At 74.2% G+C, this 22,823-nt stretch carries 18 protein-coding genes, 1 tRNA gene and 1 riboswitch; of the genes, 7 read left to right on the top strand and 12 right to left on the bottom strand.

Annotation, left to right across the window (positions count from 1 at the left end):
* Positions 1–3: 3 nt before the first annotated feature.
* The 7 genes from ACFVXG_RS10920 to ACFVXG_RS10890 form a co-directional block, all read right to left on the bottom strand.
* Positions 4–774: a pyridoxal 5'-phosphate synthase gene (locus ACFVXG_RS10920; protein WP_387926333.1), complete on the bottom strand. Its 771-nt coding sequence runs from the start codon at positions 772–774 to the stop codon at positions 4–6.
* Between the two features lie 441 nt (positions 775–1,215).
* Entirely contained in the window at positions 1,216–1,545 is a 330-nt protein-coding gene (locus tag ACFVXG_RS10915; RefSeq protein ID WP_387926331.1) for a hypothetical protein, read from the bottom strand.
* Between the two features lie 474 nt (positions 1,546–2,019).
* Positions 2,020–3,384, bottom strand: coding sequence for an FAD-binding oxidoreductase (locus ACFVXG_RS10910; protein WP_387926329.1), 1,365 nt, complete (start codon positions 3,382–3,384; stop codon positions 2,020–2,022).
* A gap of 117 nt (positions 3,385–3,501) precedes the next feature.
* The gene (locus ACFVXG_RS10905; RefSeq protein ID WP_387926327.1) at positions 3,502–4,731 is read right to left on the bottom strand and encodes an MFS transporter; all 1,230 of its coding nucleotides are present in this window, start codon (positions 4,729–4,731) and stop codon (positions 3,502–3,504) included.
* A 45-nt stretch (positions 4,732–4,776) separates the two neighbouring features.
* Entirely contained in the window at positions 4,777–5,604 is an 828-nt protein-coding gene (locus ACFVXG_RS10900) for a MerR family transcriptional regulator (protein ID WP_387926326.1), read from the bottom strand.
* A gap of 130 nt (positions 5,605–5,734) precedes the next feature.
* Positions 5,735–5,822: transfer RNA gene (locus tag ACFVXG_RS10895), tRNA-Ser, on the bottom strand.
* A 63-nt stretch (positions 5,823–5,885) separates the two neighbouring features.
* Entirely contained in the window at positions 5,886–7,883 is a 1,998-nt protein-coding gene (locus ACFVXG_RS10890) for a S1C family serine protease (protein WP_387926324.1), read from the bottom strand.
* Positions 7,884–8,091: 208 nt separating this feature from the next.
* Positions 8,092–8,240, top strand: a riboswitch (TPP riboswitch).
* Here ACFVXG_RS10890 and ACFVXG_RS10885 point away from each other — a divergent pair.
* The 4 genes from ACFVXG_RS10885 (at position 8,233) to ACFVXG_RS10870 (ending at position 12,509) form a co-directional block, all read left to right on the top strand.
* A complete protein-coding gene (locus ACFVXG_RS10885) occupies positions 8,233–9,651 on the top strand; it encodes a purine-cytosine permease family protein (protein WP_387926322.1) in 1,419 nt (472 codons plus the stop codon). (Overlaps the previous riboswitch by 8 nt.)
* Positions 9,652–9,730: 79 nt before the next feature.
* The gene (locus tag ACFVXG_RS10880) at positions 9,731–10,555 is read left to right on the top strand and encodes a glycerophosphodiester phosphodiesterase family protein (RefSeq protein ID WP_387926320.1); all 825 of its coding nucleotides are present in this window, start codon (positions 9,731–9,733) and stop codon (positions 10,553–10,555) included.
* A 241-nt stretch (positions 10,556–10,796) separates the two neighbouring features.
* Complete coding sequence (locus ACFVXG_RS10875; RefSeq protein WP_387926318.1) at positions 10,797–11,399, top strand: ATP-binding protein; 603 nt, start codon at positions 10,797–10,799, stop codon at positions 11,397–11,399.
* Between the two features lie 126 nt (positions 11,400–11,525).
* Complete coding sequence (locus tag ACFVXG_RS10870; protein WP_387926316.1) at positions 11,526–12,509, top strand: DUF5926 family protein; 984 nt, start codon at positions 11,526–11,528, stop codon at positions 12,507–12,509.
* Between the two features lie 217 nt (positions 12,510–12,726).
* Here ACFVXG_RS10870 and ACFVXG_RS10865 read toward each other — a convergent pair whose 3' ends face one another.
* Entirely contained in the window at positions 12,727–13,407 is a 681-nt protein-coding gene (locus tag ACFVXG_RS10865; RefSeq protein WP_387926315.1) for a bifunctional DNA primase/polymerase, read from the bottom strand.
* 622 nt (positions 13,408–14,029) lie between these two features.
* Here ACFVXG_RS10865 and ACFVXG_RS10860 point away from each other — a divergent pair.
* From ACFVXG_RS10860 to ACFVXG_RS10850, 3 genes are all read left to right on the top strand, one after another.
* Positions 14,030–15,493, top strand: a complete 1,464-nt coding sequence (locus tag ACFVXG_RS10860) for a PP2C family protein-serine/threonine phosphatase (protein WP_387926314.1) — start codon at positions 14,030–14,032, stop codon at positions 15,491–15,493.
* A 125-nt stretch (positions 15,494–15,618) separates the two neighbouring features.
* The gene (locus tag ACFVXG_RS10855; RefSeq protein WP_387926311.1) at positions 15,619–17,118 is read left to right on the top strand and encodes an aminopeptidase P family protein; all 1,500 of its coding nucleotides are present in this window, start codon (positions 15,619–15,621) and stop codon (positions 17,116–17,118) included.
* Positions 17,119–17,254: 136 nt separating this feature from the next.
* Entirely contained in the window at positions 17,255–18,346 is a 1,092-nt protein-coding gene (locus ACFVXG_RS10850) for a helix-turn-helix domain-containing protein (RefSeq protein WP_387926310.1), read from the top strand.
* A gap of 56 nt (positions 18,347–18,402) precedes the next feature.
* Here ACFVXG_RS10850 and ACFVXG_RS10845 read toward each other — a convergent pair whose 3' ends face one another.
* From ACFVXG_RS10845 to ACFVXG_RS10830, 4 genes are all read right to left on the bottom strand, one after another.
* A complete protein-coding gene (locus ACFVXG_RS10845) occupies positions 18,403–19,179 on the bottom strand; it encodes a MerR family transcriptional regulator (protein ID WP_387926308.1) in 777 nt (258 codons plus the stop codon).
* Positions 19,180–19,261: 82 nt separating this feature from the next.
* Positions 19,262–20,401 carry a hypothetical protein gene (locus ACFVXG_RS10840; protein WP_387926306.1) on the bottom strand — a complete coding sequence of 380 codons (1,140 nt, stop codon included), beginning with the start codon at positions 20,399–20,401 and terminating at the stop codon, positions 19,262–19,264.
* Positions 20,402–20,705: 304 nt separating this feature from the next.
* Entirely contained in the window at positions 20,706–21,836 is a 1,131-nt protein-coding gene (locus ACFVXG_RS10835; protein WP_387926305.1) for an LPXTG cell wall anchor domain-containing protein, read from the bottom strand.
* 360 nt (positions 21,837–22,196) lie between these two features.
* A complete protein-coding gene (locus ACFVXG_RS10830; protein ID WP_387926303.1) occupies positions 22,197–22,775 on the bottom strand; it encodes a flavodoxin family protein in 579 nt (192 codons plus the stop codon).
* Positions 22,776–22,823: the final 48 nt, after the last annotated feature.

The raw sequence follows: 22,823 nt of genomic DNA, 5'->3' as shown, positions 1-22,823 counted from the left end.
TCGCTACGGCCAGAGCAGGGTGCGGGACCACTCCGGGGTGCGGACCGGGCCGGTGCGGGTGTAGCGCAGCCGGACGTGCCGGCGCTGGGCGTCGCCCTGCCAGAACTCCACCTCGTGCGCCCACAGGGTGTAGACCGCGTGGCCGGGTGCGACGGCGTCCGGGGTGGCCTCCAGCCGGCGCCGGGCGACCGCCACCGCCTCGTCGTACTCGGTCAGCCCGCCCAGCGGCTCGCTCTGCCGGCCGACCAGCGCGCCGACCCGGGCGGCGGGCGAGCGGGTGGCGAACTCGGCGGCGGCGACCAGGTCGGCGGCCCGCTCGACGGTGCCGCGGACCCGCACCTGACGGCCCAGCTGCGGCCAGTAGACGCTCAGCGCGGCGGCCGGGTGGTGGCCGAGCTGACGGCCCTTGGGGCTGTCGGCGGCCGCGGAGAAGTTCCAGCCGGTGCCGGCCGCGTCCACGTCGCGCAGCACCAGCACCCGGGCGTCCGGCATGCCGTCGGCGTCGACCGTGGAGAGGGTGAAGGCCTGCGGGTCCAGCACCCCGGCGTCCAGGGCGGTGGCGAGCCAGTCCACGAACAGCGGGCCGGGCTCGGCGGGGGCGGCCTCGGGGTCGAAGGAGGGCAGCGGGCGGGCCATCGGCGGGCGGCCGAGCAGCAGTTCGGGGACGGACCTCGGTTCGGGCCGGCGCTCGTCCGGCGGTACCGGGCACGGCTGCGGCTCCGGTGCGGGCCTGGCTCCGTCCGGGCCGGTCAGGCCCTCGTCCTCCGCCGCCATCGCGCGCCCTTCCTTCCGATTGCCGCGGTCGTCGCCCCGACCGGGCCGTCCGTTCCGGGCCCGGCCACGTGGAGCGCTGTCGGAGCGCAACCGTACCGCCGTGGACCGACGGCTCAGGGCGCGGGCCCTCGCTGGAAGGGTCCCGGCCGCTCGCAGGGGCGGGGCGCGCGCTGGGCGGGACGCGCACGGGCCGGGCGCGCGGGCGGGTCCGCAGGATCCCCGGGCCCGGACGCACTCATGGGCGGTGCCGATGGCGGCACCGCCCACGAGGCCGGTTTCGCGGCGACCCTTTCCGCTGGCCGGTCCATGCGTTCGTCCGATCTCCCCGGTCCACCCGGGACGGAAGCCCGCCCGGTGACCGTTCCGAACCCCGCCGCGGATGCTCAGCTCTCCCGCGGCCGTCCACCTCCGGCGCCCCCGCCGGCGGTGGTGCCCGGGGCGTCAGCTGAAGATCGGGGCGAAGATGACGTTGACGTTCTTGTTGCCCTGACCGGCCAGGACGTTGCCCGCGTTGTCCTTCACCGCAACGGTGTTGTTCTGGTTCGAGGCCCCGGAACCGGTGGCCGTCTGCTGGTTGGACACGTAGTTGCCGTCGACTCCGCCGAACACGTTGCCGGTACCGGTGTTGGACACCACGCCGGCGTTGGAACCGGCCGCGGCACCCGCGCCGTTGTCGGCGGCGGCGACTCCGGCACCGGCCAGCAGCAGACCCGCCGCCAGCGGGGCGGCAAGCAGGATCCCGGACACCCGGCGGGTGTTGAAGCGAGCCATGTAAGCCTCCAAGAAGCTGTTAATCGTGCATCGGTCGAGCAGGGTTGCGGGGGTTCGCCGGCCAGACGAACACCTGCGGGCTGCGACGCCGGGAGAAAGACTTCCGCAACAAATCGACAAAGCACTAGTCGACGGGGCAGTTTTCGCCCGTTCGCGTGATATCCACCGAGGCCGCGCATAACGGGCCCCGGATCGGACAGTGCGCCGACACACCGCTACTGAGCTGGCACTTCGCCCGATCGGCGGCCTTTCGGCGGGCGCCGGACGACGGCGCATCGGTGCCGCACGAACCTCCGGGCGCACCGCCCCGGCGCAGGGCACAGCGGAACGCGCCCCCGAAAAGTTCGACCACCCTTCCATGTCGACTTTCGAGCCATTCACAGACCATCGGAAAGTCGTACTGAAAATGCGGGCCGACCAGGGGTGCGGATGAGGAAGAGATATCCGCCCTGAAAATCAGACCGTCTTGCCCGGTCAGACCATCTTGCCCGGATTGAGGATGCCCAGCGGGTCGAAGACCGCCTTCACCTGCCGCTGCAGCTCCAACCCGACCGGCCCCAGCTCACGGGCCAGCCAGTCCCGCTTGAGCAGCCCCACCCCGTGCTCCCCGGTGATCGTGCCGCCCAGCTCCAGCCCGAGCGCCATGATCTCGTCGAAGGAGCGCTGGGCGCGCGCCGTCTGCTCCGGGTCCGCGGCGTCGAAGATCACGATCGGGTGGGTGTTGCCGTCCCCGGCGTGGCTGACCACCCCGATGGTCAGCGCGTGCCGCTCGGCGATCTCCGCGACGCCGTTGAGCATCTCGGCCAGCCGGGAGCGCGGCACCGCCACGTCGTCGATCATCGTGGTGCCCAGCCGGTCCAGCGCGGGCAGCGCCAGCCGCCGGGCCGCCAGCAGCAGGTCCGACTCCGCCTGGTCCTCGGCCGGGACCACCTCGGTCGCCCCGGCCGCCCGGCACAGCTCCGCGACCCGGGCCAGCCCGGCCTCCCGGTCCGGCCCGTCGAAGGCCACCAGCAGCAGCGCCCGGGTCGACTCCGGCAGCCCCATCTGCCCCAGCTCGTTGACGGCCCGGACGGAGACCTCGTCCATCAGCTCCATCAGCGACGGCGTCAGCCCGCACTCCATCACCGCGCAGACCGCCGCCCCGGCCGTGTCCGCACTGGGGAACTCCGCCGCCAGCGCCAACTGCGGCACGGGCGCGGGCCGCAGCGCCAGCACCGCCCGGACCACCACCCCGAGGGTGCCCTCCGAGCCGACCAACAGCCGGGTCAGGTCGTACCCGGCCACCCCCTTGGCCGTGCGGCGGCCGGTGGACAGCAGCCGCCCGTCCGCCAGCACCACGTCCAGCCCGAGCACGTACTCACTGGTGACCCCGTACTTCACGCAGCACAGCCCGCCCGCGCCGGTGCCGATGTTGCCGCCGATCGTGCAGGACTCCCAGCTGGACGGGTCCGGCGGGTAGCAGAGCCCCAACTCCTCGACCGCACGGGAGAGTTCGGCGTTCACCACGCCGGGCTCGACGACCGCGACCCGGTTCACCGGGTCGATCTCCAGGATCCGGTTCAGCTTCACCAGCGACAGCACGATGCACCCGTCGACGGCGTTCGCCGCCCCCGACAGCCCCGTCCTGGCCCCCTGCGGCACCACCGGCACCCGCAGCTCGGTCGCGGTGCGCAGCACGTGCTGCACCTGCTCGACCGTCTCCGGGAAGACCACCACGGCGGGCGTGCCGGCGGCGCAGAAGCCCGCCATGTCATGGCTGTAGGCGGCGGCCACGTCCGGATCCACCACCACCGCCGCCGCCGGGAGGCCCCGCGCCAGTCGGTCCGTCAGATCACTCATCGCCGCCTCCACTCGCCGCCGCACCCCCGCCACCTCCGCACTCTGCCCGGCAGGCCGGAGGCGGGCAAGTGGGCCTCGGGCCCGGACGGGCGCGGCGGCTCAACGAGGGCCACCAGGTCAGGCCCGGCGCAACGCCGGCGTGGCCAGGGCCGCCACTCCGGCCGCCCCGGTGGCGAGGGCGCAGAGGAGCGCGGGCGGGGCGGCGCCCGTCGCGTCCGCCAGCAGCCCGAGCAACCCCGTCGACAGCACCAGCGCGAGGCTCTGCACCAGCGTCAGCAGTGCCTGCACCCGGGAGAGGTGGGAGGCCGGGGCCCCACCGAGCACCAGCGGACCGAGGTGGCAGGCGAACAGCCCCGAGCCGACGCCCACCACCGTGCCGCCGGCCACCGCCACCGCCGGGCCGGCGGACAGCGCCAGCAGCACGATGCCCGCCGAGGCCGTACAGAGCCCGGCGGCGGCGCCGATCCCCGGCCGGGGCAGCCCGCCGCGCCAGGCGACCGTGGCCGCCACCGCGAGCACCCCCGCCGCCTGACCGGCGGTCACCAGCCCGGCCGTGCCCGCCGCCCAGCCGTGCGCCCGGGCGAGCAGCGGGCCCAGCAGCGACACCACCGGCAGCAGCGCCCCGGCGGCGGCCCCGGTGAGCAGCAGCGCGGCCCGCAGCAGCGGATCGCCCAGGGCCAGCCGGACGCCCGACCACGCCTCCCGCACCAGGCCCGCCTGCCGGGCGACAGCAGGAGCGGGGACGGGCCGCTCCCCCGGCCGGACCCGCAGCAGCACCAGCAGCACGGCCCCGAAGCTCGCCGCGTCCACCGCCGCCGCACCCGCGAGCCCGCCCCCGGCGACCAGCAGGCCGCCCAGCGGCGCCCCGAGCAGCACCGCGCACTGCCCGCCGGCCTGTCGCAGCGCGAGGGCCCGGGGCAGCCGGTCCGCGGGCACCAGCCGGCACGGCATCGAGCCGCTCGCCGGGAGGTAGAACGCGTCGACCGTCCCGGTCACCCCGGCCGCCCCGACCAGCAGCCACAGCGGCACGCCCCGGTCGCCGGCCACCGCGAGCGCCAGCCCGGCGGTCACCACCAGCATCAGCGCGTCCCCGACGAGCATCACCCGGCGGGCGCCGAACCGGTCGGCCACCGCCCCGCCCAGCAGGACCAGCACCGTACGGGGCACGGTGACCGCCGTCAGCACCAGCCCGGCCGCCCCGCCGCCGTACCCGGAGGCGGCCCAGCCGAGGGCGAAGGACAACGCGGCGTCACCCAGCAGCCCGGCCTGGGCCCCGGCCAGCCAGAGCAGGTACGGCCGGGGCAGCGCGGTGCGCCGGGCCGCGCCGGCGGGAACGGCAGTGGTCATGCCGGCGACGCTAGGACCCTCGACCAGGTCGAGGGCAAGCGTCGGCTACCTGCGGACCACCGGCTCCTGGAGCTCGACGACCCAGCCGGACACGTCGTCCGGGGTCTCCAGGTAGCGCTCGCGGGCGTAGCCGGTCGAGCGGTAGCCGTTCTCCTCGATGAAGCGGGCCAGCGCCTGGAAGCTGCCCACCGCCCCGTCCAACGGGCCGCGGTGGACGACGGTCGCCGCCTCCTCGATCGGCGGCAGGTCGACCACCTCGAAGTCCTCCCGGTCGTCCCGCACGGCGGGCGCGATCTGGAGGGCCGCCCGGATGACCACCGAGCCGTCGCCCTCCGGCGCGTCCTCGTACCGGGCGACGGACGGGCCGACCACCTCGATCCCTGCCTCCGCCACCCGCCGGCACAGCTCCTCGAACAGCGGGCCGATCACCGGGGTGATGTCCTCCGGCGCGTAACTCGCGGCCACACCGCTCAGTTGGGCCGCCCGGACGGACGGCACGGGCTTGACCACGACGTCGTGCTCGGACATGGTCCCCTCACTCTCGATCGTCCGGAGCCTCGCCTCGACCCGGGCCAGCCGCCGCTCGTCCGCCGCGATCGCCTCGGCGAGCTGGGCCCGCCGCAGCCGCAGCATCCCGCGCAGCTCGGCCGGGTCCGGCTGCTCGTCCAGAACGGCCCGGACCTGTTGCAGCGTGAAGCCGAGCTCCTTGAGCGCGATCACCCGGTTCAGCCGGGCGAGTTGGCCCGCCTCGTACGAGCGGTACCCGGTGACCGGGTCCACCCGGGCGGGCCTGAGCAGGCCGATGGCGTCGTAGTGGCGCAGCATCCGCACCGACACCCGGCCGTGGCCGGCGAAGTCTCCGATGTTCAACATGGTGCCCCCACTCCACCGCCTCCCACGGTGTCAGGGTCAACCCCCGCCCGCCGGTCCGCCCCGGAAAACACCGAGGGCGGGTGCCGAACGATGTCGGCACCCGCCCTGAGCAGGTGGTTTCTCCTACCAGCGGAGAGCGTGGGATTCGAACCCACGGTGACGGGTCACGCCACGACAGTTTTCAAGACTGTTCCCTTAGGCCGCTCGGGCAGCTCTCCAGGCGGAGGTCAGCCTAACGGGTCCGGCGGGGTTCGGTGCACACGATTACGCGCGCCCGGAGGTCACTGATCGCCGTCCCGCTGGCCGAGCGTGACCTTGGTGGTCATGGTCTGGCCGTTGCGGGTGTATTCGACGTCGACGGTCTCGCCCGGCTTGTGCGTCCAGATCCGGCTGACCAGGGCGGGGCCGTTCTCGATCGGCGCGCCGCCGAGCTTGGTGATCACGTCGCCCGGCTTGAGGCCGGCCTTGTCGGCGGCGCCGCCGGGGGTGACGGCGGGCTGGCCCTGGACGTCGCGGGTCTGGATCTGCGCGCCGTCGCCCTTGTAGTCGTCGTTGCGCAGCACGTCGAGCTTGGCGTAGACCGGCTTGCCGGTCTTGATCAGGGTGTCCGCGACCCACCGGGCCTGGTTGATCGGGATGGCGAAGCCCAGGCCGATGCTGCCGGCCCGGCCGTTGGCGGAGGCGTTGGACTGGATCGCCGAGTTGATGCCCATCACCGCGCCGCTGGAGTCGAGCAGCGGGCCGCCGGAGTTGCCGGGGTTGATCGAGGCGTCGGTCTGCAGGGCGTTCATGTACGAGGCCTGCGAGCCGGTCTCGTCGCCGGAGGCGACCGGACGGTCCTTGGCGCTGACGATGCCGCTGGTGACGGTGGACTCCAGGCCGTACGGCGCACCGATCGCGATGGTGGTGTCGCCGACGTTGACCTTGTCGGAGTCGGCCAGCGGCAGCGGTGCCAGCTTGCTCTTCGGCGGGTTGTCGATCTTGACCACGGCCACGTCGTAGCCCGCGGCGTTGCCCAGCACGGAGGCGCCGTAGGACGTGCCGTCGGCGAACTTGACGGTCAGTTTGCCGCCGTTGAGGGCCGGCGCGACCACGTGGTTGTTGGTGAGGATGTGGCCCTCGGTGTCGAAGACGAAGCCGGTACCGGTGCCCGACTCGCTGCTGTTCTGCGCCTTGATGGTGACGACGCTGGGCAGCGCGGTCTTGGCGATGGCGGCGATCGACCCGGGGATCGGCTCGTTCTTCTGGGTGTTGCTGGCCTGGACGGTGGTGCTGCGGTGGTCGTCCGCCGAGTTGCTGCTGTTGTTGTGGTCGGTGGCGACCACGCCGACCGCACCGCCCGCGATGCCGGCGACCAGCGCGACGGCCGCGAGCAGGGCGACCAGGCCGCCGCGCTTCTTGCGCGGGCCGCCGGGGCCGCCCGGACCACCGGGGTACTCGCCCGGGTAGCCGAGCGGACCGCCCGGGCCGCCGGGGTAGCCCGCGCCGCCGGAGGCGGCGTCGTGGCCGGCGCCCCAGCCGCCGAGCGGCTGACCGGCGCCGAAGGGGTGGTGGGCGTGCGCGGCGGGCGCGCCGTACGGCTCTGCGGCCGGAGCGCCGTACGGCTCCTGCGCGTTGGCGGCCGGGACGCCGTAGCCCTCGTGGGCGCCGGCGGCGGGCACGCCGTGGGTCGGGGTCGCGTACGGGTTGGTGCCCGGGGTGCCCGGCGGCAGCGCGGGCGCGGCCGGGGCGGGGGCGTGCGCGGCGGCCGGGGCCGGAGCCTCGACCGGAGCCGGCGCGGGCGCGGCGGGCGGCGCGGGCGGCAGCACCGGCGGCGGGGCGTCGATGTAGCCGGTGACCGGGTCGACGGCCGGCTCCTCGACGGCGGGGGCGGCCGGGGCCTCCGGCGCGGGGACCTTGGTGAAGGCGACGGTGGGCTTGTGCCCGCCCTCGACCGGGGCGGCCTCGGCCACGGCGGGCTCGACGACAGCGGGCTCGACGGCGGCGGGCTCGGCCACGGCGGGCTCGACGGCCGGCTCCGGGACCCGGCTGAACGCCATGGTCGGCTGGTGCCCGCTGTCGGCCGGAGCGCCGTCGACCGGGGCGGCGGCCGGAGCCGCGGACCCGTCGGCGGGCTCAGCCACGGGCTCAGCCTTGGGCTCGGGCACCCGGCTGAAGGCCATGGTCGGCTTGTGGCCGCCCTGAGCGGTGCCGTCGGACGCGGCACCCGCCGCCTCCGGAGCCCCCGCGGGCTGCTCCCCCTGCGGCCCGGTGGGCCCAACCTCGCGCTCGGTGCTCACGGACGACCTCCATAGCTGACAGAACCAAGGACCATAGTTTTTCGCACCGGCGATTCGATTGCCGTAAGGACCCCTCTGAATAACTCATAAGAATCCTTAGCCGCCGCCGACGACCGGGGCTCCCCACCCCCGCCCGGCGTCCCGCGATGCGGACCGCGCACCCCGTGGCCTTTGGCGTTCGTACCCGTGCCGGTTAGCCTGTCGCTCCAAACTGACACGCGGGAGCTTGGACCGACCAGGCTGAGAGTGCGCATGTCGACCGTACGCCAGGCCAGTGACCGGCGGACCGTCGAGGGGGCGCTGACCGCCGGAACCTGTCCGGGTAATGCCGGCGTAGGGAGTATCGGCCATGCCGCCTGCTTCGCCATCCTCTTCTTCGGGCGCGCCCGCGTCCAAGGATTTCCCCGACCACCCCGCCGGTTCGGCCGCGGCCACCGCGCTGGTCGACCACCGCGTCGAGGCGCCGCTGGTCCTCGACACCGAGCCGCCGCGCACCCTGCGCTTCCGGGACCACTTCGCGCTCTGGATGAACCTCGGCGTCAGCCTGATCGGCTTCTCCACCGCCGCGACCGTGCTCGGCGCCAAGGGCAGCGAGCTGTCGCTGGCCGCCGCGGTGACGGCGATCGTGGCCGGCACCGCGGTCGGCACCGCGATGCTCGGCGTGGCCGCGCTGATCGGCGCCCGCACCGGCGCCCCGGCGATGGCCAACCTGCGCGGCCTGTTCGGCACCCGGCTGTCCTACCTGCCGACCGTGCTGAACATCGTCCAGTGCGTCGGCTGGGGCGTGTTCGAGCTGCTGACCATCGCGGCGGGCGCGCAGACCGTCGCCCACACCGGCGGCTACCGCTGGCTGTTCGTGCTGCTCGCGGGCGCGCTGACCACCGTCCTGACGATCTGGCCGCTGGGCTCGATCGCCGTGCTGCGCCGCTTCGTCGCCGCGGCGGTCGGGGTCGCGATGGTGTACTTCACCGTCCAGCTGGGCCGGCAGGGCGTGCCGGACCCGGGCGCAGGCAACTGGCACGGCTTCCTGGGCGCCACCGACGCGATGATCGCGGTGTCGATCTCCTTCGTCCCGATGGCCGCCGACTACACCCGGCACTCGCGCACCCCGCGCTCCTCCTTCTGGGGCAGCTTCTCCGGCTACACCGTCGCCCAGGTCTGGTGCTACGTGCTCGGCCTGATGGCGCTGCTGCAGTCCGACGGCGACCCGAGCCGGATCTTCGACTCCTTCCTCGGCGTCTGGGCCGGCTGGCTGTTCCTGCTGGTGCTGGTGCTGCGCGAGACCGACCAGTCCTTCGCCAACGTCTACTCGACCGCGATGTCGCTGCAGAACCTGCTGCCGCGGGTGGACCGCCGGGTGCTGAGCGGCGGGATCGGCGTGCTGACCACCGTGCTGGCGCTGCGGATCGACCGCTTCACCGACACCTACAGCAACTTCCTCGGCCTGATCGGCTCGGTCTTCGTGCCGCTGCTGGCGGTGCTGGCGGTGGACTACTTCTTCGGCGCCGGCCGGCACGGCTGGGACCTCTCCGAGCGGGCGCCGTCCCGCTGGCTGATGCTGCTGCCGTGGGTGCTGGGCTTCGCCGTCTACCAGTTCATCGCGCCGACCGCGGTGGCCGACTGGTGGGTCAACTTCTGGACCTCGGCGCAGGAAGCCCTGCACTTCACCCCGCAGGAGTGGACCTCGGCCTCGCTGTTCGCCTTCCTGGTGCCGGCGCTGGTCACCTGGGCCCTCACCCCGCTGACCCGCCGCACCGCCCGGGCCTGAGCGACCGGAGGCGGAGCCGGCCCCGCAGGTTGGCACCGGCTTCGCCCCCGGTTCACCCCCGCCCCCTATCGTTGGGGCCGTGACCAGCCCAGACCTGCCCTCGGCGGCGGCGCGCACCGCGCCCTCCGTCCAGGTGATCGCCCACCGCGGTTCCTCCCACGCCCTGCCCGAGCACACCCTCGCGGCGTACCGGCGCGCGCTCGACGAGGGCGCGGACGCCGTCGAGTGCGACGTCCGGGTGACGGCCGACGGCCACCTGGTCTGCGTGCACGACCGCCGGATCGGCCGGGTCTCGAACGGCCGGGGCACCGTCTCCGCGATGACCCTGGCCGAGCTGGAGGCGTACGACTTTGGCGCCTGGAAGACCGGCCGGCCCAGCACCGACCCCGAGCTGCGCGGCGTGCTGCGGCTGGACCGGCTGCTGGAGCTGGTGGTGGACTGCGGCCGCCCGGTGGACCTGGCGATCGAGACCAAGCACCCGGTGCGCTTCCGCGGCCGGGTCGAGGCCGAGCTGCTGCGCACCCTGGAGCGGTACAAGATCGGCGCCACCCGGGAGGGCGACCGCCCGTCCGCCCGGATCATGAGCTTCTCCTCGATCGCGCTGAACCGGGTGACCGCCGCCGCGCCCGAGTACGGGCGGGTGTTCCTGATCGAACGGATGCTGCCGCTGCTCGGCCGGCTCCGCCCCGGGCAGCCGCTGCCGGGCGGGGCGCGGATCGCCGGTCCGGGCATCGAGCTGATCAAGGCCAAGCCGCAGCTGGTCCCCCGGCTGCGCGAGCTGGGCCACGAGGTGCACGTGTGGACGGTGGACGAGCCGGCCGACGTCGAGCTCTGCCTGGAGCTCGGGGTCTCCGCGATCATCACCAACAAGCCCGCCGAGGTCCTGGCCCAGCTCGGCCGCTGAGCCGGGGCCGGCGGTCCGGCCGTACCCGGGGAACCTGATCACCGTCGTCGGCAGTCAAACCTTCCGCGCACGTTATTGCCGGAATTCTTGCGTTCGGGCGACGGAGGGTGAGCACGGAATGACCTCTTGTCGACCCTGAGTCGCATCGCTCGAAATGGGCTCGCAGGATCCTCCGACGGTCGTTTCCGACGCATTACCAAGGGGCATCTCTCCCTCGGCATACGCTGAAGGAGGTCCGGGGGTGGCGTTGATGGTGGCGCGTGAAGTGCCGACTTCATCGACCATGGCAGTGCCGCACGGCCCAGCGAGTGTCGGGGTCGCACGGCGCCGACTGCGTCGAGATCTGGGTGACCGGCAGATACCGGAACCGGTCATCGATGATGCTGTTCTGATCCTTTCCGAACTGTTGAGCAACGCCTGTCGATACGCCCGTCCGCTCGGCCCGCTGCCCGCCCTGGGCCGCGGTGCCCGGGCCGAGGTGGTGGACCAGGTGCTGGTCGGCGTCCCCTCCCGGACGCACCCGGCGCCGGGCGGCCGGGAGTCCGAGGACGGCGCGACCGAGGACGGTGCGACCGAGCCGGACGGCGGCGTGCTGGTCCGCTGGCAGATGCACGCCGACGGCGTGCTCACCCTGGAGGTCACCGACGGCGGCGCGGCCACCCGGCCGCTGCCCGCCAGCCCCTCGCTGACCTCGCGCGGAGGCCGCGGCCTGGCCATCGTCGACCAGCTGGCCAGCGACTGGGGCGTCCGCGACGCGCCCGGCGAGGTCACGGTCTGGGCGGCGCTGCCCGCCCGCGCCCGGCACGCCCGGCGCACCGGGGGCGACACCGCCCGCAGCGCGTAGGCGTACCGGCGGACGCCCGACGGGCTCCCGGGCGTACGGCGCCCGCCCCGGCGCGTTGCCGCGTGCCCGGGGAACGTCAGTAGGCTTCCCGGTGAAAAGGACCACCGTCCCCGGGAGAGCCGCAGCATGGGCAAGAAGGCCGCCAAGAAGGCGCCGCAGCGCCAGTCCACCACCGCCGTCACGGGCGAGATCCCCGTGGTCGGGGCCCGCGAGGACTGCCCCTGCGGCTCGGGCCGCCGCTACAAGGCGTGCCACGGCCGGGAGGCCTCGCACGCGGTGCAGGAGCTGGTCCACCGCCCGTTCGAGGGCCTGCCGGGCGAGGCCGACTGGGTCGCGCTGCGCGAGCTGGTGCCCGCCGCCACGGTGCCGCTGACGCTGGCCGCCGGGGTGACCGCGACCGCCGGGGGTGACGTCCCGTCGGTGACCCTGGCGACCGTGCTGCCGCTGGCCTGGCCGGCCCTGCGCCGCCCCGACGGCTCGATCCTGCTCGGCCTGCAGACCCAGTCCTCCTCCGGCGACCTCAGCCGCGACCTCGCGGACGCCCTGGAGCTGGCCCTGGCCACCGAGCCGGGCAGCCCCGTCCCGGCCCGCCGGACCGTCCCGGGCGGCCGCCGCCTCCAGGACCTGCTGGACGCCGACGCCGCGTTCGCGCCCGTCGTGCACACCGGCTTCGAGTTCTGGCTGGAGGACGCCGAGACGGCCACCGGCGAGGTCGCCGCCTCGCTGGAGCGCGCCAACGCCTCGGCCATCCCGACCGAGAAGCTCGCGAGCGTCGACGCCGCCTACTGGTGCGGCACCCCGGACAAGAACCACCTGCGCTGGGTGATGACCGTCCCCGAGGAGCAGCTGCTGGACGCGCTGGCCCGGCTGAACGCCGCCGGCGAGGCCTCGCTCGGCCCGGACACCCGCCTGGTGGGCTCCTTCCGCGCGCACGGCCTGACCGTGCCGGTGTGGGACCTCCCGCTCGCGATGACCGCCGCCGACTGCGAGAAGCCAGCCGCCGAGTTCGGCGAGCGGCTCGCCGCCGTCCTCGCGGACGCGACTCCGCTGACCGCCGAGGAGCGGCGCGCCCGGGCGAACCTGGTGAACCGTCAGGTCACCTTGAACTAAAGCGCGCAGGATCCGGGTGATACGCGTCACATTGTCGCGGTGAAGCCGCAATTTCCGGGCCTGGAGGGCGTCTTGGAAATTGGCGCGGGCGCGGATCCTTGTTACTGTCTAAAGAGTCCGGCCGCTGGTGCATCCCCCGTCGCCAGCGGCCGGATCTTTTGTTTTTCCGGAACGCCCCGCACCACCGGGCCCGGAGTCCGGCCCACCCGGCGATCCGTCAGTACGTCGAGCGCCCGCTGTCCAGCCGGACCGTCGCCTCCACCAACTCCCCCAGCAGCGGCCCGACCTGCGGCAACCGCACCCCGCCGGCCGCGGCCGGTCGCGGCGCCAGCACCCAGCGCACCGGCCCGGCCCCGCCGCCGGGCGGCAGCGGCAGGAAGCCACCCGGTCCGTGGTAGCGCAACGAGCCTGGCACCCAAGGGAGTTGGGCGAGCATCTCGCCCAACGCGTCGAGCGAGTACGGGGCCACCAGCAGGGCGTAGCGGCCCGGCATCGCGAGTACCGGGCCGAGCGGCAGCCGCAGCGCGGCGAGGTAGACCAGCGCCCGGGCGCCGGCCGCCGCGGGCAGGCTGACCGCCGAGACCGCGCCGCCGGTGGCGGCCAGCACCGGCGCGTCCGGGGTCTGCCGCTCCCACCACCAGCGCACCATCCGGGCGTCCGTGGTGGCGGCCAGCAACGACGGGTCGTGCGGGTGGGCGCCGGGCGCCGGGCACTCCGGCTCCCCGCAGGAACAGCGGCCGCCGCGCAGCACGGTGCCGGGCACCACGGGCCAGCGGTGTTCGACGGCGGCCGTCAGCGCCGCGGCCAGCCGGGCGGACGGCTCCGGCGACTCCGGTGACTCCTGCGGTTCGTGCGACTCCTGCGACCGGCTCCTCGGGCTCTTCGGGTTCTCACGCATGGCGCTCGTTCCTTTCCCTGACCGCTCGGTTCGCTCCGCCCCACCGACATCCGTCGGGATCCGCCGCACGGGCCCGCGGCGGCACGGCCTGCCCCGGACGGCGCGGAACGGGGGCGGGCGGCATGGCGGACGGCGCGGCTACGACGTGGAGCACGGTGTGGAGCACGACATGAGAAGGGCCGCGCACTGGAACAGCCCCTGGAACGAGAATCCCGTATGCGACCGGATGGACGCCGCCCGGGCGCGCTTGGTTCCACCGTACGAGTGAGAGACTTCCGGCCAGCCCGGATCGCGGGCGGCGCGGACATACGATCCGGACGGCCACCCGGTCCGTCCTCTCCGTTCTGCCCGTTCCCGGCTCGCTCCATGCCTCCGGCCCCGACCGGCGCGCCGCGTTCGGCGCACGCCGTCCGACCGGGTCGCTCGCATGTCGAACTGGCCACCGCGTCGTCCTGGATCTGGACATGCCCCGAATGGGCTGTGTAGAAGTGGTGGCATTGCTGTCGATCAATGACGAGTAGTAGCGAATCGAGGCGAAACGCGTCCTTTGGCCGTGCTCGCTCCACATTGGCCGTATCTGGGGGTTTCGCATGGCACGTAGCACCGCGTCAGGAGTGGCGGCATGACCAAGTCCCACGCGTCGGCGTCCCAGCCGCCGGCGACGCCCGTAGAGCCGGGTGAGACCGGCTGTGCGGGCGGGCTCACCGTCCTCGACCCGCCGCCGGGCCTGCCCGGCCCCACCGACGCGCCGGACGGCGGCCCCGACGGCACCGCCGACGACCCCGCGGTGCCGTCCGCCACGGTGCAGGACCGTTTGGCCGGACGCCTGTCCGATATCACCAGCCTGCACGAGCACACCGAACGGCTCGCCCGTGCCCGCGGCACCGCCGCCACCCTGGACGCCGTCCTCGCCTCCGGCGCCGCCCTGCTCGGCGCCAGCCGCGGCGTGCTGGTCACCCTGCTGCCGGGCGGCGGCCCCGGCCAGCCGGTCGGCCTCGGCCTGGACCGGGCCAGCCTCGGCGCCCTGGAGACCGTCCCGACCGAACAGAGCCTGCTCGCCCGGCTGTTGAGCGAGCACGACCGGCCCGAACAGCTGCACTCCCCCGACCTCGCCGACGACCCGGCCGTCGGCGGGCGACTGCGCGAACTCGCCGTCCACCTCGGCCTCGGCGGCGCCTACGGCCTCCCGCTCGCCACCGTCGAGGACGGCCCGCTCGCCGCCGCCGTCTGGTTCTACGACCGGCCCGCCGGGCCCACCGACTGCCAACGCGAACTGGCCCGCCACTACTGCGAGATCGCCGCCCCGCTGCTCGCCAAGCAGCTGGAGGCGGAACGGATCCTGCGCACCACCGAGGCCCTGCGCCGCGGCCTGCTGCCGGACCGCCTCCCGCAGACCCCCGGCCTGCGGCTGGCCGCCCGGCTCGTCCCGGCCGGCCTGGACCGCTCCAGCGGCAGCGACTGGTACGACGCCATCCCGCTGCCGGACGGCACCGTCGGCCTCACCGTCGGCTCGGTCTCCGGCGACGGCCCCGGCGCGGGCCCCGGCTCCGCCCCGGGCGCGGCCGCCGCGATGGGCCGGGTCCGGGCCGCGCTGCGGGCGTACGCGGTGCTGGAGGGCGAGGACCCGGTCTCCGTCCTCGGCGACCTGGAACTGCTGCTCAAGACCACCGAGCCGACCCGCACCGCGACCGCCGTCTACGCCTGGATCGAACCCGAGGACCGCCGGATCACCCTGGCCGGGGCCGGGCACTGCCCGCCGGTCCTGGTCGGCCGGCACGGCGCCGAGTTCGTGGAGACCTCGCTCTCCGCGCCGCTCGGCATGCTGGCCTGCTGGGAGGCCCCCGGGGTCGAGCTCACCGCCGAGCGCGGCGACACCCTGCTGCTCTACACCGAGGGCCTGGCCCGCCGCTGCGGCCCGACCCTGCACGCCGGGCAGGCCAACCTGCGCCGGGCCGCCGCCGACGCCCCGCGCGACGTGCGGATCGACCCCGAGCGGCTCTGCGCCCACCTGCTGGCCGTCTGCCCCGACCCGGACGCCGCCCCGGCCACCGACGACCTGATGCTGCTGGCGGCGCGCTTCGACTAGGTGTACGAACCCCGGACCGACGGGCGGCCGGGCGTCCGTACCATGGACGCACGGCCGCCCGCGCGTGTCGCGACCCGACACCTCCCCCCGAGGGCGGCGGTACCACCCCCAAGGAGGCGTTGCACGTGACCGAGGACCGGACCCCCGCAGTGGCCGAGAACCCCGAGGCCGAGGGCGGCGAGGAGCCGCAGGAGTTCAAGGGCCGCAAGAACGGTCTCTACGGCGAGATCTCGGACGAGCTGTCCGCCTCGATGAAGACCGGCTGGGCCGACACCGAGCTGCACGGCCTCGCCCCGATCGCCCAGGCCCCGTACGCCGCCGCCCGCCGCGCCGCGCTGTCCGCCGCCCACCCCGGTGTCCGGCTGGTCGTCCCGGCCGGCAACCTGCGGGTGCGCGCCAACGACACCGATTACAACTTCCGCGCCGCCAGCGAGTACGTGCACCTCACCGGTGACCAGACCGAGGACGCCGTGCTGGTCGCCGAGCCGACCGGCGACGCGGGCCACGAGTTCACGCTCTACCTGCTGCCCCGCTCCGACCGCGAGAACGGCGAGTTCTGGCTGGACGGCTACGGCGAGCTGTGGGTCGGCCGCCGGCACAGCCTGACCGAGCAGGAGCAGCTGCTCGGCCTGCCGGCCCGCGACGTCCGCAAGGCCGCCGAGGAGCTGGCCGAGCGCGCCAAGGACTCCGCCGTGCCGACCCGGATCGTCCGCGGCTACGACGCCGGCCTGGAGGCCGCGCTCGCCGAGGTGCTGGACGCCGACGAGGACGCCGGGCTCAAGGAGTTCCTGAGCGGCCTGCGCCTGGTCAAGGACGAGTGGGAGGTCGGCGAGCTGCGCGCCGCCTGCGACGCCACCGTCAACGGCTTCACCGACGTGGTGCGCGAGCTCGGCCGGGCCGTCGCCACCTCGGAGCGCTGGATCGAGGGCACCTTCTGGCGCCGCGCCCGGGTCGAGGGCAACGACGTCGGCTACGGCACCATCGCCGCGGCCGGCCCGCACGCCACCACCCTGCACTGGGTCCGCAACGACGGCGACGTCCGCCCCGGCGAGCTGCTGCTGCTGGACGCCGGCGTGGAGACCCACACCCTCTACACCGCCGACGTCACCCGCACCCTGCCGATCAACGGCACCTTCACCGGGCTGCAGCGGAAGATCTACGACGCGGTGTACGACGCCCAGGAGGCCGGCATCGCCGCGGTCAAGCCGGGCGCCCGCTTCCGCGACTTCCACGACGCCTCGCAGCGCGTCCTCGCCGAGCGGCTGCTCGCCTGGGGCCTGCTGGACGCCTCGGTGTACGACGTCGAGAAGGTCCTGGAGCTCGGCCTCCAGCGCCGCTGGACCCTGCACGGCACCGGCCACATGCTCGGCCTGGACGTCCACGACTGCGCCCACTCGCGCCGCGAGGAGCACGTCGACGCCCTGCTGGTGCCCGGCATGGTGCTCACCGTCGAGCCCGGCCTGTACTTCCAGCAGGACGACCTGACCGTGCCCGAGGAGTACCGCGGCATCGGCGTCCGGATCGAGGACGACATCCTGGTCACCGCCGACGGCAACGAGAACCTCTCGGCCGGCCTGCCGCGCCGCGCCGACGAGGTCGAGGCCTGGATGGCCTCGCTGGCCTGAGCCACTGAGCCACCGTCCGGCGGCCCGGTCACCCCGCTGCGGGGAGGCCGGGCCGCCGGCTTTTCGAAGGAAGTTCCGGGCCGGGCCGGACGGCTACACTCACCGGGATTCCGCCACCCGTGAGCAGGGGGTTCGCATGGCCGAGCAGACCGCCGAGCAGGTCGCCGGGCAGATCGCCGAGCAGGCCGCCGACGACATCGCCGTCCGGCCGCGTCCGGTGGCCGTCACCATCGGCCGCCGCCCGGAACCCGTGCACGACCTCGCGGTGTACGCCTTCGAGGGCATGGCACCGTTCGAACTCGGCGTGGTGGTCGAGGTGTTCGGACTGGCCCGGCCCGAGCTGAGCGGGCTGCTGGCCGCGCCCTGGTACGGGCTGAAGGTCTGCGCGGACCGGCCGGGCACCGCCCTGGACGCGGTGGGCGGCTTCGCGCTGACCGCCCGGCACGGCCTGGACGACCTCGCGGCGGCCGACACCGTCATCGTCCCCGGCGTGCGCAACGCCTTCGGCGGCGACGTCTCCCCCGGCCTGGTCGAGGCGCTGCGGACGGCGCACGAGCGCGGCGCCCGGATCGTCTCGATCTGCTCGGGCGCCTTCGCGCTGGCCGCCGCCGGGCTGCTGGACGACAAGGAGGCGACCACCCACTGGCGGTACGCCGACCTGCTCCAGCAGCGGTACCCGCGGGTGCGGGTCAACCCGGACGTGCTGTACGTCGACAACGGCGACGTGTTGACCAGCGCGGGCAGCGCCGCCGGGATCGACCTGTGCCTGCACCTGGTCCGCCGGGACCACGGCGCCAAGGTGGCCAACAGCGTGGCCCGCCGCTTCGTGGTGGCGCCGCACCGGGACGGCGGGCAGGCGCAGTTCATCGAGGCCGCGGTCCGCCCGGTCGAGGAGGACGAGGACGGGATCGCCCGCAGCATGCAGTGGGCGCTGGACCACCTGGCCGACCCACTGACCGTCTCGGTGCTGGCCCGGGCCGCCCGGATGTCGGACCGCTCGTACCTGCGGCACTTCACCGCCCGCAACGGCACCAGCCCGATGCGCTGGGTCGTCACCCAGCGCATCGCGGCCAGTCTGGCGCTGCTGGAGTCGCCGGAGGGGTCGGTGGAGGAGATCGCCGCGGCGGTCGGCTTCGAGAGCGCCGCGACCTTCCGCCACCACTTCGGCCGGGTGATGCGCACCTCCCCGACCGCCTACCGGCGCTCCTTCGGGCGCGGGGTGGCGTAACGCGCTGCTGGTCGCGTAGCGCGCTGCTCCTCGCGCCCTTCGCCCGTAGGGGCCGCTCAGGCCTTCTCGTGCCGGTCGGCGTTGGCGACGATGGCGTCGTGCAGCCACTGCGCCAGGCCCGGGGCGAGTTCCTCGTAGGTGGTGGTCCAGCGCTGGTCCTCGATGTAGAGGCAGGCCAGGCCGCGGTGGATGGTGAACGTGCAGTCGTAGAAGTTCCGGCTGATGTGCTGCCGGTGCTCCTCGGCGAGGTCCATGGCCGTGGTGCCGTCGGCGGGCTCGCCGGCGGTGACGGCCGCGGCCAGGCGGGTGTTGAGCCCGGTCATCTCCTCCTGGATCCGCTGCCAGTCGGCCTTGCCGTAGGCGCCGGTGCGGCGCTGGGACTCGGCCCAGGCCTCGGTGTTGCCCCAGCGCTGTTCGGCCTCCTGCTCCCACCCCTCCTGGTAGCCCTCGCCGAAGATCTCGAACTTCTCCTCCGGGGTCAGCTGAATGCCCATCCTGCGTGCCTCCATGGCGTGTTCGACGGCTGTGGCGAGTTCCTGGAGGTGGTTGATCCGGTCGGTCAGCAGCTGGTGCTGACGCCGGAGGTGCTCGGTCGGGCTGACCGAGTCGTCGTCCAGGATCGCCGCGATCTCCTCCAGGGCGAATCCGAGCTCGCGGTAGAACAGGATCTGCTGCAGCCGGTCGAGGTCGGCGTCCACGTACCGGCGGTAGCCGGCCCGGGTGCGGCCCGCGGGGGACAGCAGTCCGATCTCGTCGTAGTGGTGCAGGGTGCGGACGGTCACCTTGGCGATCTTCGCCACGGCACCGACCGCGTAGCCCTCGTCCCCGTTCATCCGGAGCTCCTCCCTGGTGGTGACCACCACCCTCCGCTCTCACGTCGCGTGAGGGTCAAGCCCGTGCCGGAGGGAGAGGCCTTCAGGCGTTGACCAGCTCCCGCTCGCGCCGCCGGGCCGTCCGGCGGCGCCCCTCCCCGCCGCCCTGCGCCGGTGGGCGCGGCCGGCGGGCCTGCTGGGTGGGCCAGAGCAGCACGTACGCGGCGGAGACCACCACGAAGGCGAGCCGGACGAAGCCGCGGGCCGCGTCCGACGGCAGGTACAGCGTGCCGCCGTACAGCGCGGCCAGCGCGATCCAGCTCCACCACGGGACCAGCCGCTTCTGCCCGACGGCGTCCCAGAGCAGGGTGCCGAGCAGGATCGAGGCCGTGTAGTACGTGTAGACGCTCGGGTCGAGCAGGATCCGGGCGTCCGCGCCGAGCAGCACCACGGCCGGCCAGCGGCCGCGCCAGACGGCCACGCAGCCGAGGCCGATGCCGAGCGCGAACTGGGTCGGACGGTCCCACCAGGGGGTGGCCGGGTCGGTCACCCCGAACCAGCGCAGCGCGGAGGCGGGCTGGTTCGGGATGGTGAACTTGGCCGCCGCCATGGTGTCCAGGTTGCCCAGGTAGAACGGCAGCCAGGCGACCGCGACCAGCAGGCAGAACCAGAGCACGGTGCGCAGCCAGGCGGGCCGGGGCAGGGCCAGGATCAGCGGGGCGAAGGCGAGCGCCCAGGGTTTGGAGTCCACTGCCAGGGCCAGGAAGAGCGCGACCTGGAAGGGCTTGCCGCGGGCCAGGGCGTGCGCGGCGAGGGTGGTGAAGAACAGCGCGAGGACGTCGTCCAGGTGCGCGAAGCGGACCGACACCTCGACCCACATCGGGATGAAGGCCAGCCCGGCGATCAGCAGCCGCTGCTGGAGCCGGCGGTGGTTGGTGCCGGTGCCCAGGTAGTACAGGGCGGCGGTGCGGCCGACCAGCACCAGCATCACCAGGCCGAGCCCGGCGCTCGCCGCCTCGGCGATCAGCTGGCCGATGTGCGGCGAGAACGGGGCGGTGAGCCGGGCGGCGGCCAGGCTGACCGGGCCGATCTGCAGCTCGGGGTGGTGGGCGTAGAGCGAAAGGCCGCCGTCGGGCTGGCTGCTGAAGAGCAGCTGTTCGCCCTGGCGCAGGTAGTGCCAGGAGAAGCCTCCGCTGGGCTCCACCAGGAAGAACCAGAGCACCGTCCACGCCGTGAGCAGCACGTGGTGCCTGCGGAGCGGTAGACCCGCGATCCGACCGGTCGTGGCTTCGTAGTCGGTGGTGGCCCGTGCCGTGCGATCTCCCCGCACCTGTACCTCTCCCCGCCGTTCCGCCCCCTCCGGCCGGACATCCTATGTGACGGAGGAGAACCGCCCGTGCCGCCCGGTGCGCCGTCCGCGGGGGACGGCGCCGCCGGGCGGCGGGGGGGCTCCTCAGGAGGAGCCCCCAGGGGTCCGCCCCTGGTCAGGCCCGGGGCGGACCCTGGTCAGGCCTGGGGCCCTGGGGCGGGCCCTGGTCAGGCCCTGGTCAGGCCTGCTGGCCCGACTTGCGGCGACGCAGCACCACGAGGGTGCCGACACCGGCGACCAGGACGGCGCCGCCAGCGGCCGCGATCGCGGTGGTGTCGTCACCGCCACCGGTGGTGGCGAGGTTCTTGCTCGCCTTGTCGGCGGCCGCCTTGGCCTTGGTGACGCCGGCCGGGGTGATCTTCGGCGGGGTGACCTTGGGGACGGACACCGGGATGTCGATCGGCTGCTGGGCGTCGCTCCCGCCGTCGGTGGCACCGCCGGACGGGGCCGGGGCACCGGTCGACGCGGACGGCGAGGCGGAGACGGACGGCGAGGCCGTGCCGGTGGCCGGGGTGGTCGGCGCCGGGGTGGTCGGCTCGGTGGTGGGGGTGGTGGTCGGCGTGGCCGAGGCGCTGGACGACGGGGTGCCGGTACCGCTCGGGGTCGGCTTGCCCGACGGGGTGGGCTTGCCGGTGTGGGTCGGGGTGGGCTTGCCCGTCGGGGTCGCCTTCTTGATGGTGAAGCCGGCGCCGCGGATGCCGTCGCAGCTGAAGTCGCCGTTGCCGACCGGCAGGTGGGTGTTGTCGTCGAGGGCGCCGCCGAACACCACCGGGACCAGGCCGGCCCGGCCGAGCGGGGCGTCCTCGGTGAAGGAGAGCCGCACCTTGATCGTGAGGCTCTCGCCGCGGTTCAGCAGGAGCAGGGAGTCGTCGGTGGCGTTGCCGTTCGACCCGACGCCGCCGAGCAGCATCAGGACGGAGTCGTCGTCGTGCTCGCCGCCGCCCGGGGCGACCACACCGGTCTGCCAGGCCTCGCCGGGCAGCTGGTACTCGAGCTTGAGGTTCGCGGCCTCCAGCGAGCCCTGCTTGTTCTTGAGCTTCACGAACGGGTAGAAGACACCGTCGTGCTTGGAGGAGTTGTCGATCTTGTAGGTGAACTCACGGGGAGCACCGCCGGCGATGAAGGTGCTCGGAACGCCGTGCACCGAGAGGTCGAGGGCGTACTTCGACTTCTGGTCCGCCTGCGCCGTAGCGGAGGCGGACGGGGTGCCGGTGGAGCCGACGGCCATGGCGCCCTGGGCGCCGGTGAGCACCAGCGAGGACGTGAGCGCGGCGACGCCGGCCAGGGCAAGACTGCGACGTATGGACAAGGAGACCTCACGGAAGTGTCCGGGCGAGGCCCGGGCGCGAGGGGGCGGCCGCAGACGCCGCTACTCCCCCGCGAAGCTGAAAGTCCGACGGAGAGTACCGAACGATTCGGCCACTCCGGAAGGCAGGTGCCCGATTGTGGCGCAGCGTAGGGACGGGGGCGTCCGAATCGCCCAACTCCATCCGGCGGTAGGGCTTTTGCGCCTACCAAAGGATGACCGCGAAGTGACGGGTACACGCCTGGGAGGACGGTAGCGCACGGGCGCGGGCGGCTTGAATCCGTCGGTCCGTGATCCGTCGGTCCGTGGCCCATCGGTCCGTGCGGAGGCGGCCCGGGGTGCCCCGGGCCGCCTCCGGTCGGATCAGCCCGCGAAGAAGGACTTGGCCGCGATCAGCGCCCGCTCGTCCCGCAGGACGTCGCCCGGCCTGGTCCCGTTGCCGATCAGCGCGCCGCCCCAGCGCATCCCCATGTACCCGGCGGTCAGCTTGAGGGTGCCGATCAGCGGCTCGGTGTGCTCCTCGGTGCCGGCCGCCACGGTGACGTCCCACAGCGTGCTCCCGCGCATCCCGTCGCGGAAGTCCACCCCGGGCACCCGGAACCAGGCCGACCAGTAGTCGAGGTAGAGCTTGGCGCTGGTCGGCATCGAGTACCAGTACAGCGGCGCGACGAAGACCAGGTCGGTGGCCGCCAGGGTGGCCTCCAGCAGGGTCCGCTCGTGGCCGACCGGCTCCGGGTAGCCGCCGTCACCGGTGTGCCGCAGGTCCTGGAAGGGCGGCAGCGGGTGGTCGTCGAGCCGCAGCCAGCGCTGCTCCGCGCCCTCGGGCAGGCTCGACTCGGCGGCCAGCCGGGCGAGTTGTGCGGTGTTGCCGTCGACACGCGAGCTCGCGTCGAGGAACAGGAAACGGCGCGGCGCCTCGGCGCCGGACGGCTGGTCGGTCATCGGTACTCCCCCGGTCAGGTGTTGCGGACACCCGAGCGAGCACCAACG

Origin of the sequence: Kitasatospora sp. NPDC058162 (genome assembly GCF_042884005.1) — a bacterium.
GTDB lineage: Bacteria > Actinomycetota > Actinomycetes > Streptomycetales > Streptomycetaceae > Kitasatospora.
This window is presented reverse-complemented; position numbering and strand designations above follow the sequence as displayed.

What these genes read in the sequence shown, in the direction of transcription:
- ACFVXG_RS10850 (WP_387926310.1), top strand. Translation starts at nt 17,255, where the DNA reads ATGGCCGAGCAGACCGCCGAGCAGGTCGCCGGGCAGATCGCCGAGCAG.
- ACFVXG_RS10910 (WP_387926329.1), bottom strand. Translation starts at nt 3,384, where the DNA reads ATGAGTGATCTGACGGACCGACTGGCGCGGGGCCTCCCGGCGGCGGCG.
- ACFVXG_RS10920 (WP_387926333.1), bottom strand. Translation starts at nt 774, where the DNA reads ATGGCGGCGGAGGACGAGGGCCTGACCGGCCCGGACGGAGCCAGGCCC.
- ACFVXG_RS10830 (WP_387926303.1), bottom strand. Translation starts at nt 22,775, where the DNA reads ATGACCGACCAGCCGTCCGGCGCCGAGGCGCCGCGCCGTTTCCTGTTC.
- ACFVXG_RS10905 (WP_387926327.1), bottom strand. Translation starts at nt 4,731, where the DNA reads ATGACCACTGCCGTTCCCGCCGGCGCGGCCCGGCGCACCGCGCTGCCC.
- ACFVXG_RS10870 (WP_387926316.1), top strand. Translation starts at nt 11,526, where the DNA reads ATGGGCAAGAAGGCCGCCAAGAAGGCGCCGCAGCGCCAGTCCACCACC.
- ACFVXG_RS10860 (WP_387926314.1), top strand. Translation starts at nt 14,030, where the DNA reads ATGACCAAGTCCCACGCGTCGGCGTCCCAGCCGCCGGCGACGCCCGTA.
- ACFVXG_RS10865 (WP_387926315.1), bottom strand. Translation starts at nt 13,407, where the DNA reads ATGCGTGAGAACCCGAAGAGCCCGAGGAGCCGGTCGCAGGAGTCGCAC.
- ACFVXG_RS10915 (WP_387926331.1), bottom strand. Translation starts at nt 1,545, where the DNA reads ATGGCTCGCTTCAACACCCGCCGGGTGTCCGGGATCCTGCTTGCCGCC.
- ACFVXG_RS10885 (WP_387926322.1), top strand. Translation starts at nt 8,233, where the DNA reads ATGCCGCCTGCTTCGCCATCCTCTTCTTCGGGCGCGCCCGCGTCCAAG.
- ACFVXG_RS10845 (WP_387926308.1), bottom strand. Translation starts at nt 19,179, where the DNA reads ATGAACGGGGACGAGGGCTACGCGGTCGGTGCCGTGGCGAAGATCGCC.
- ACFVXG_RS10900 (WP_387926326.1), bottom strand. Translation starts at nt 5,604, where the DNA reads ATGTTGAACATCGGAGACTTCGCCGGCCACGGCCGGGTGTCGGTGCGG.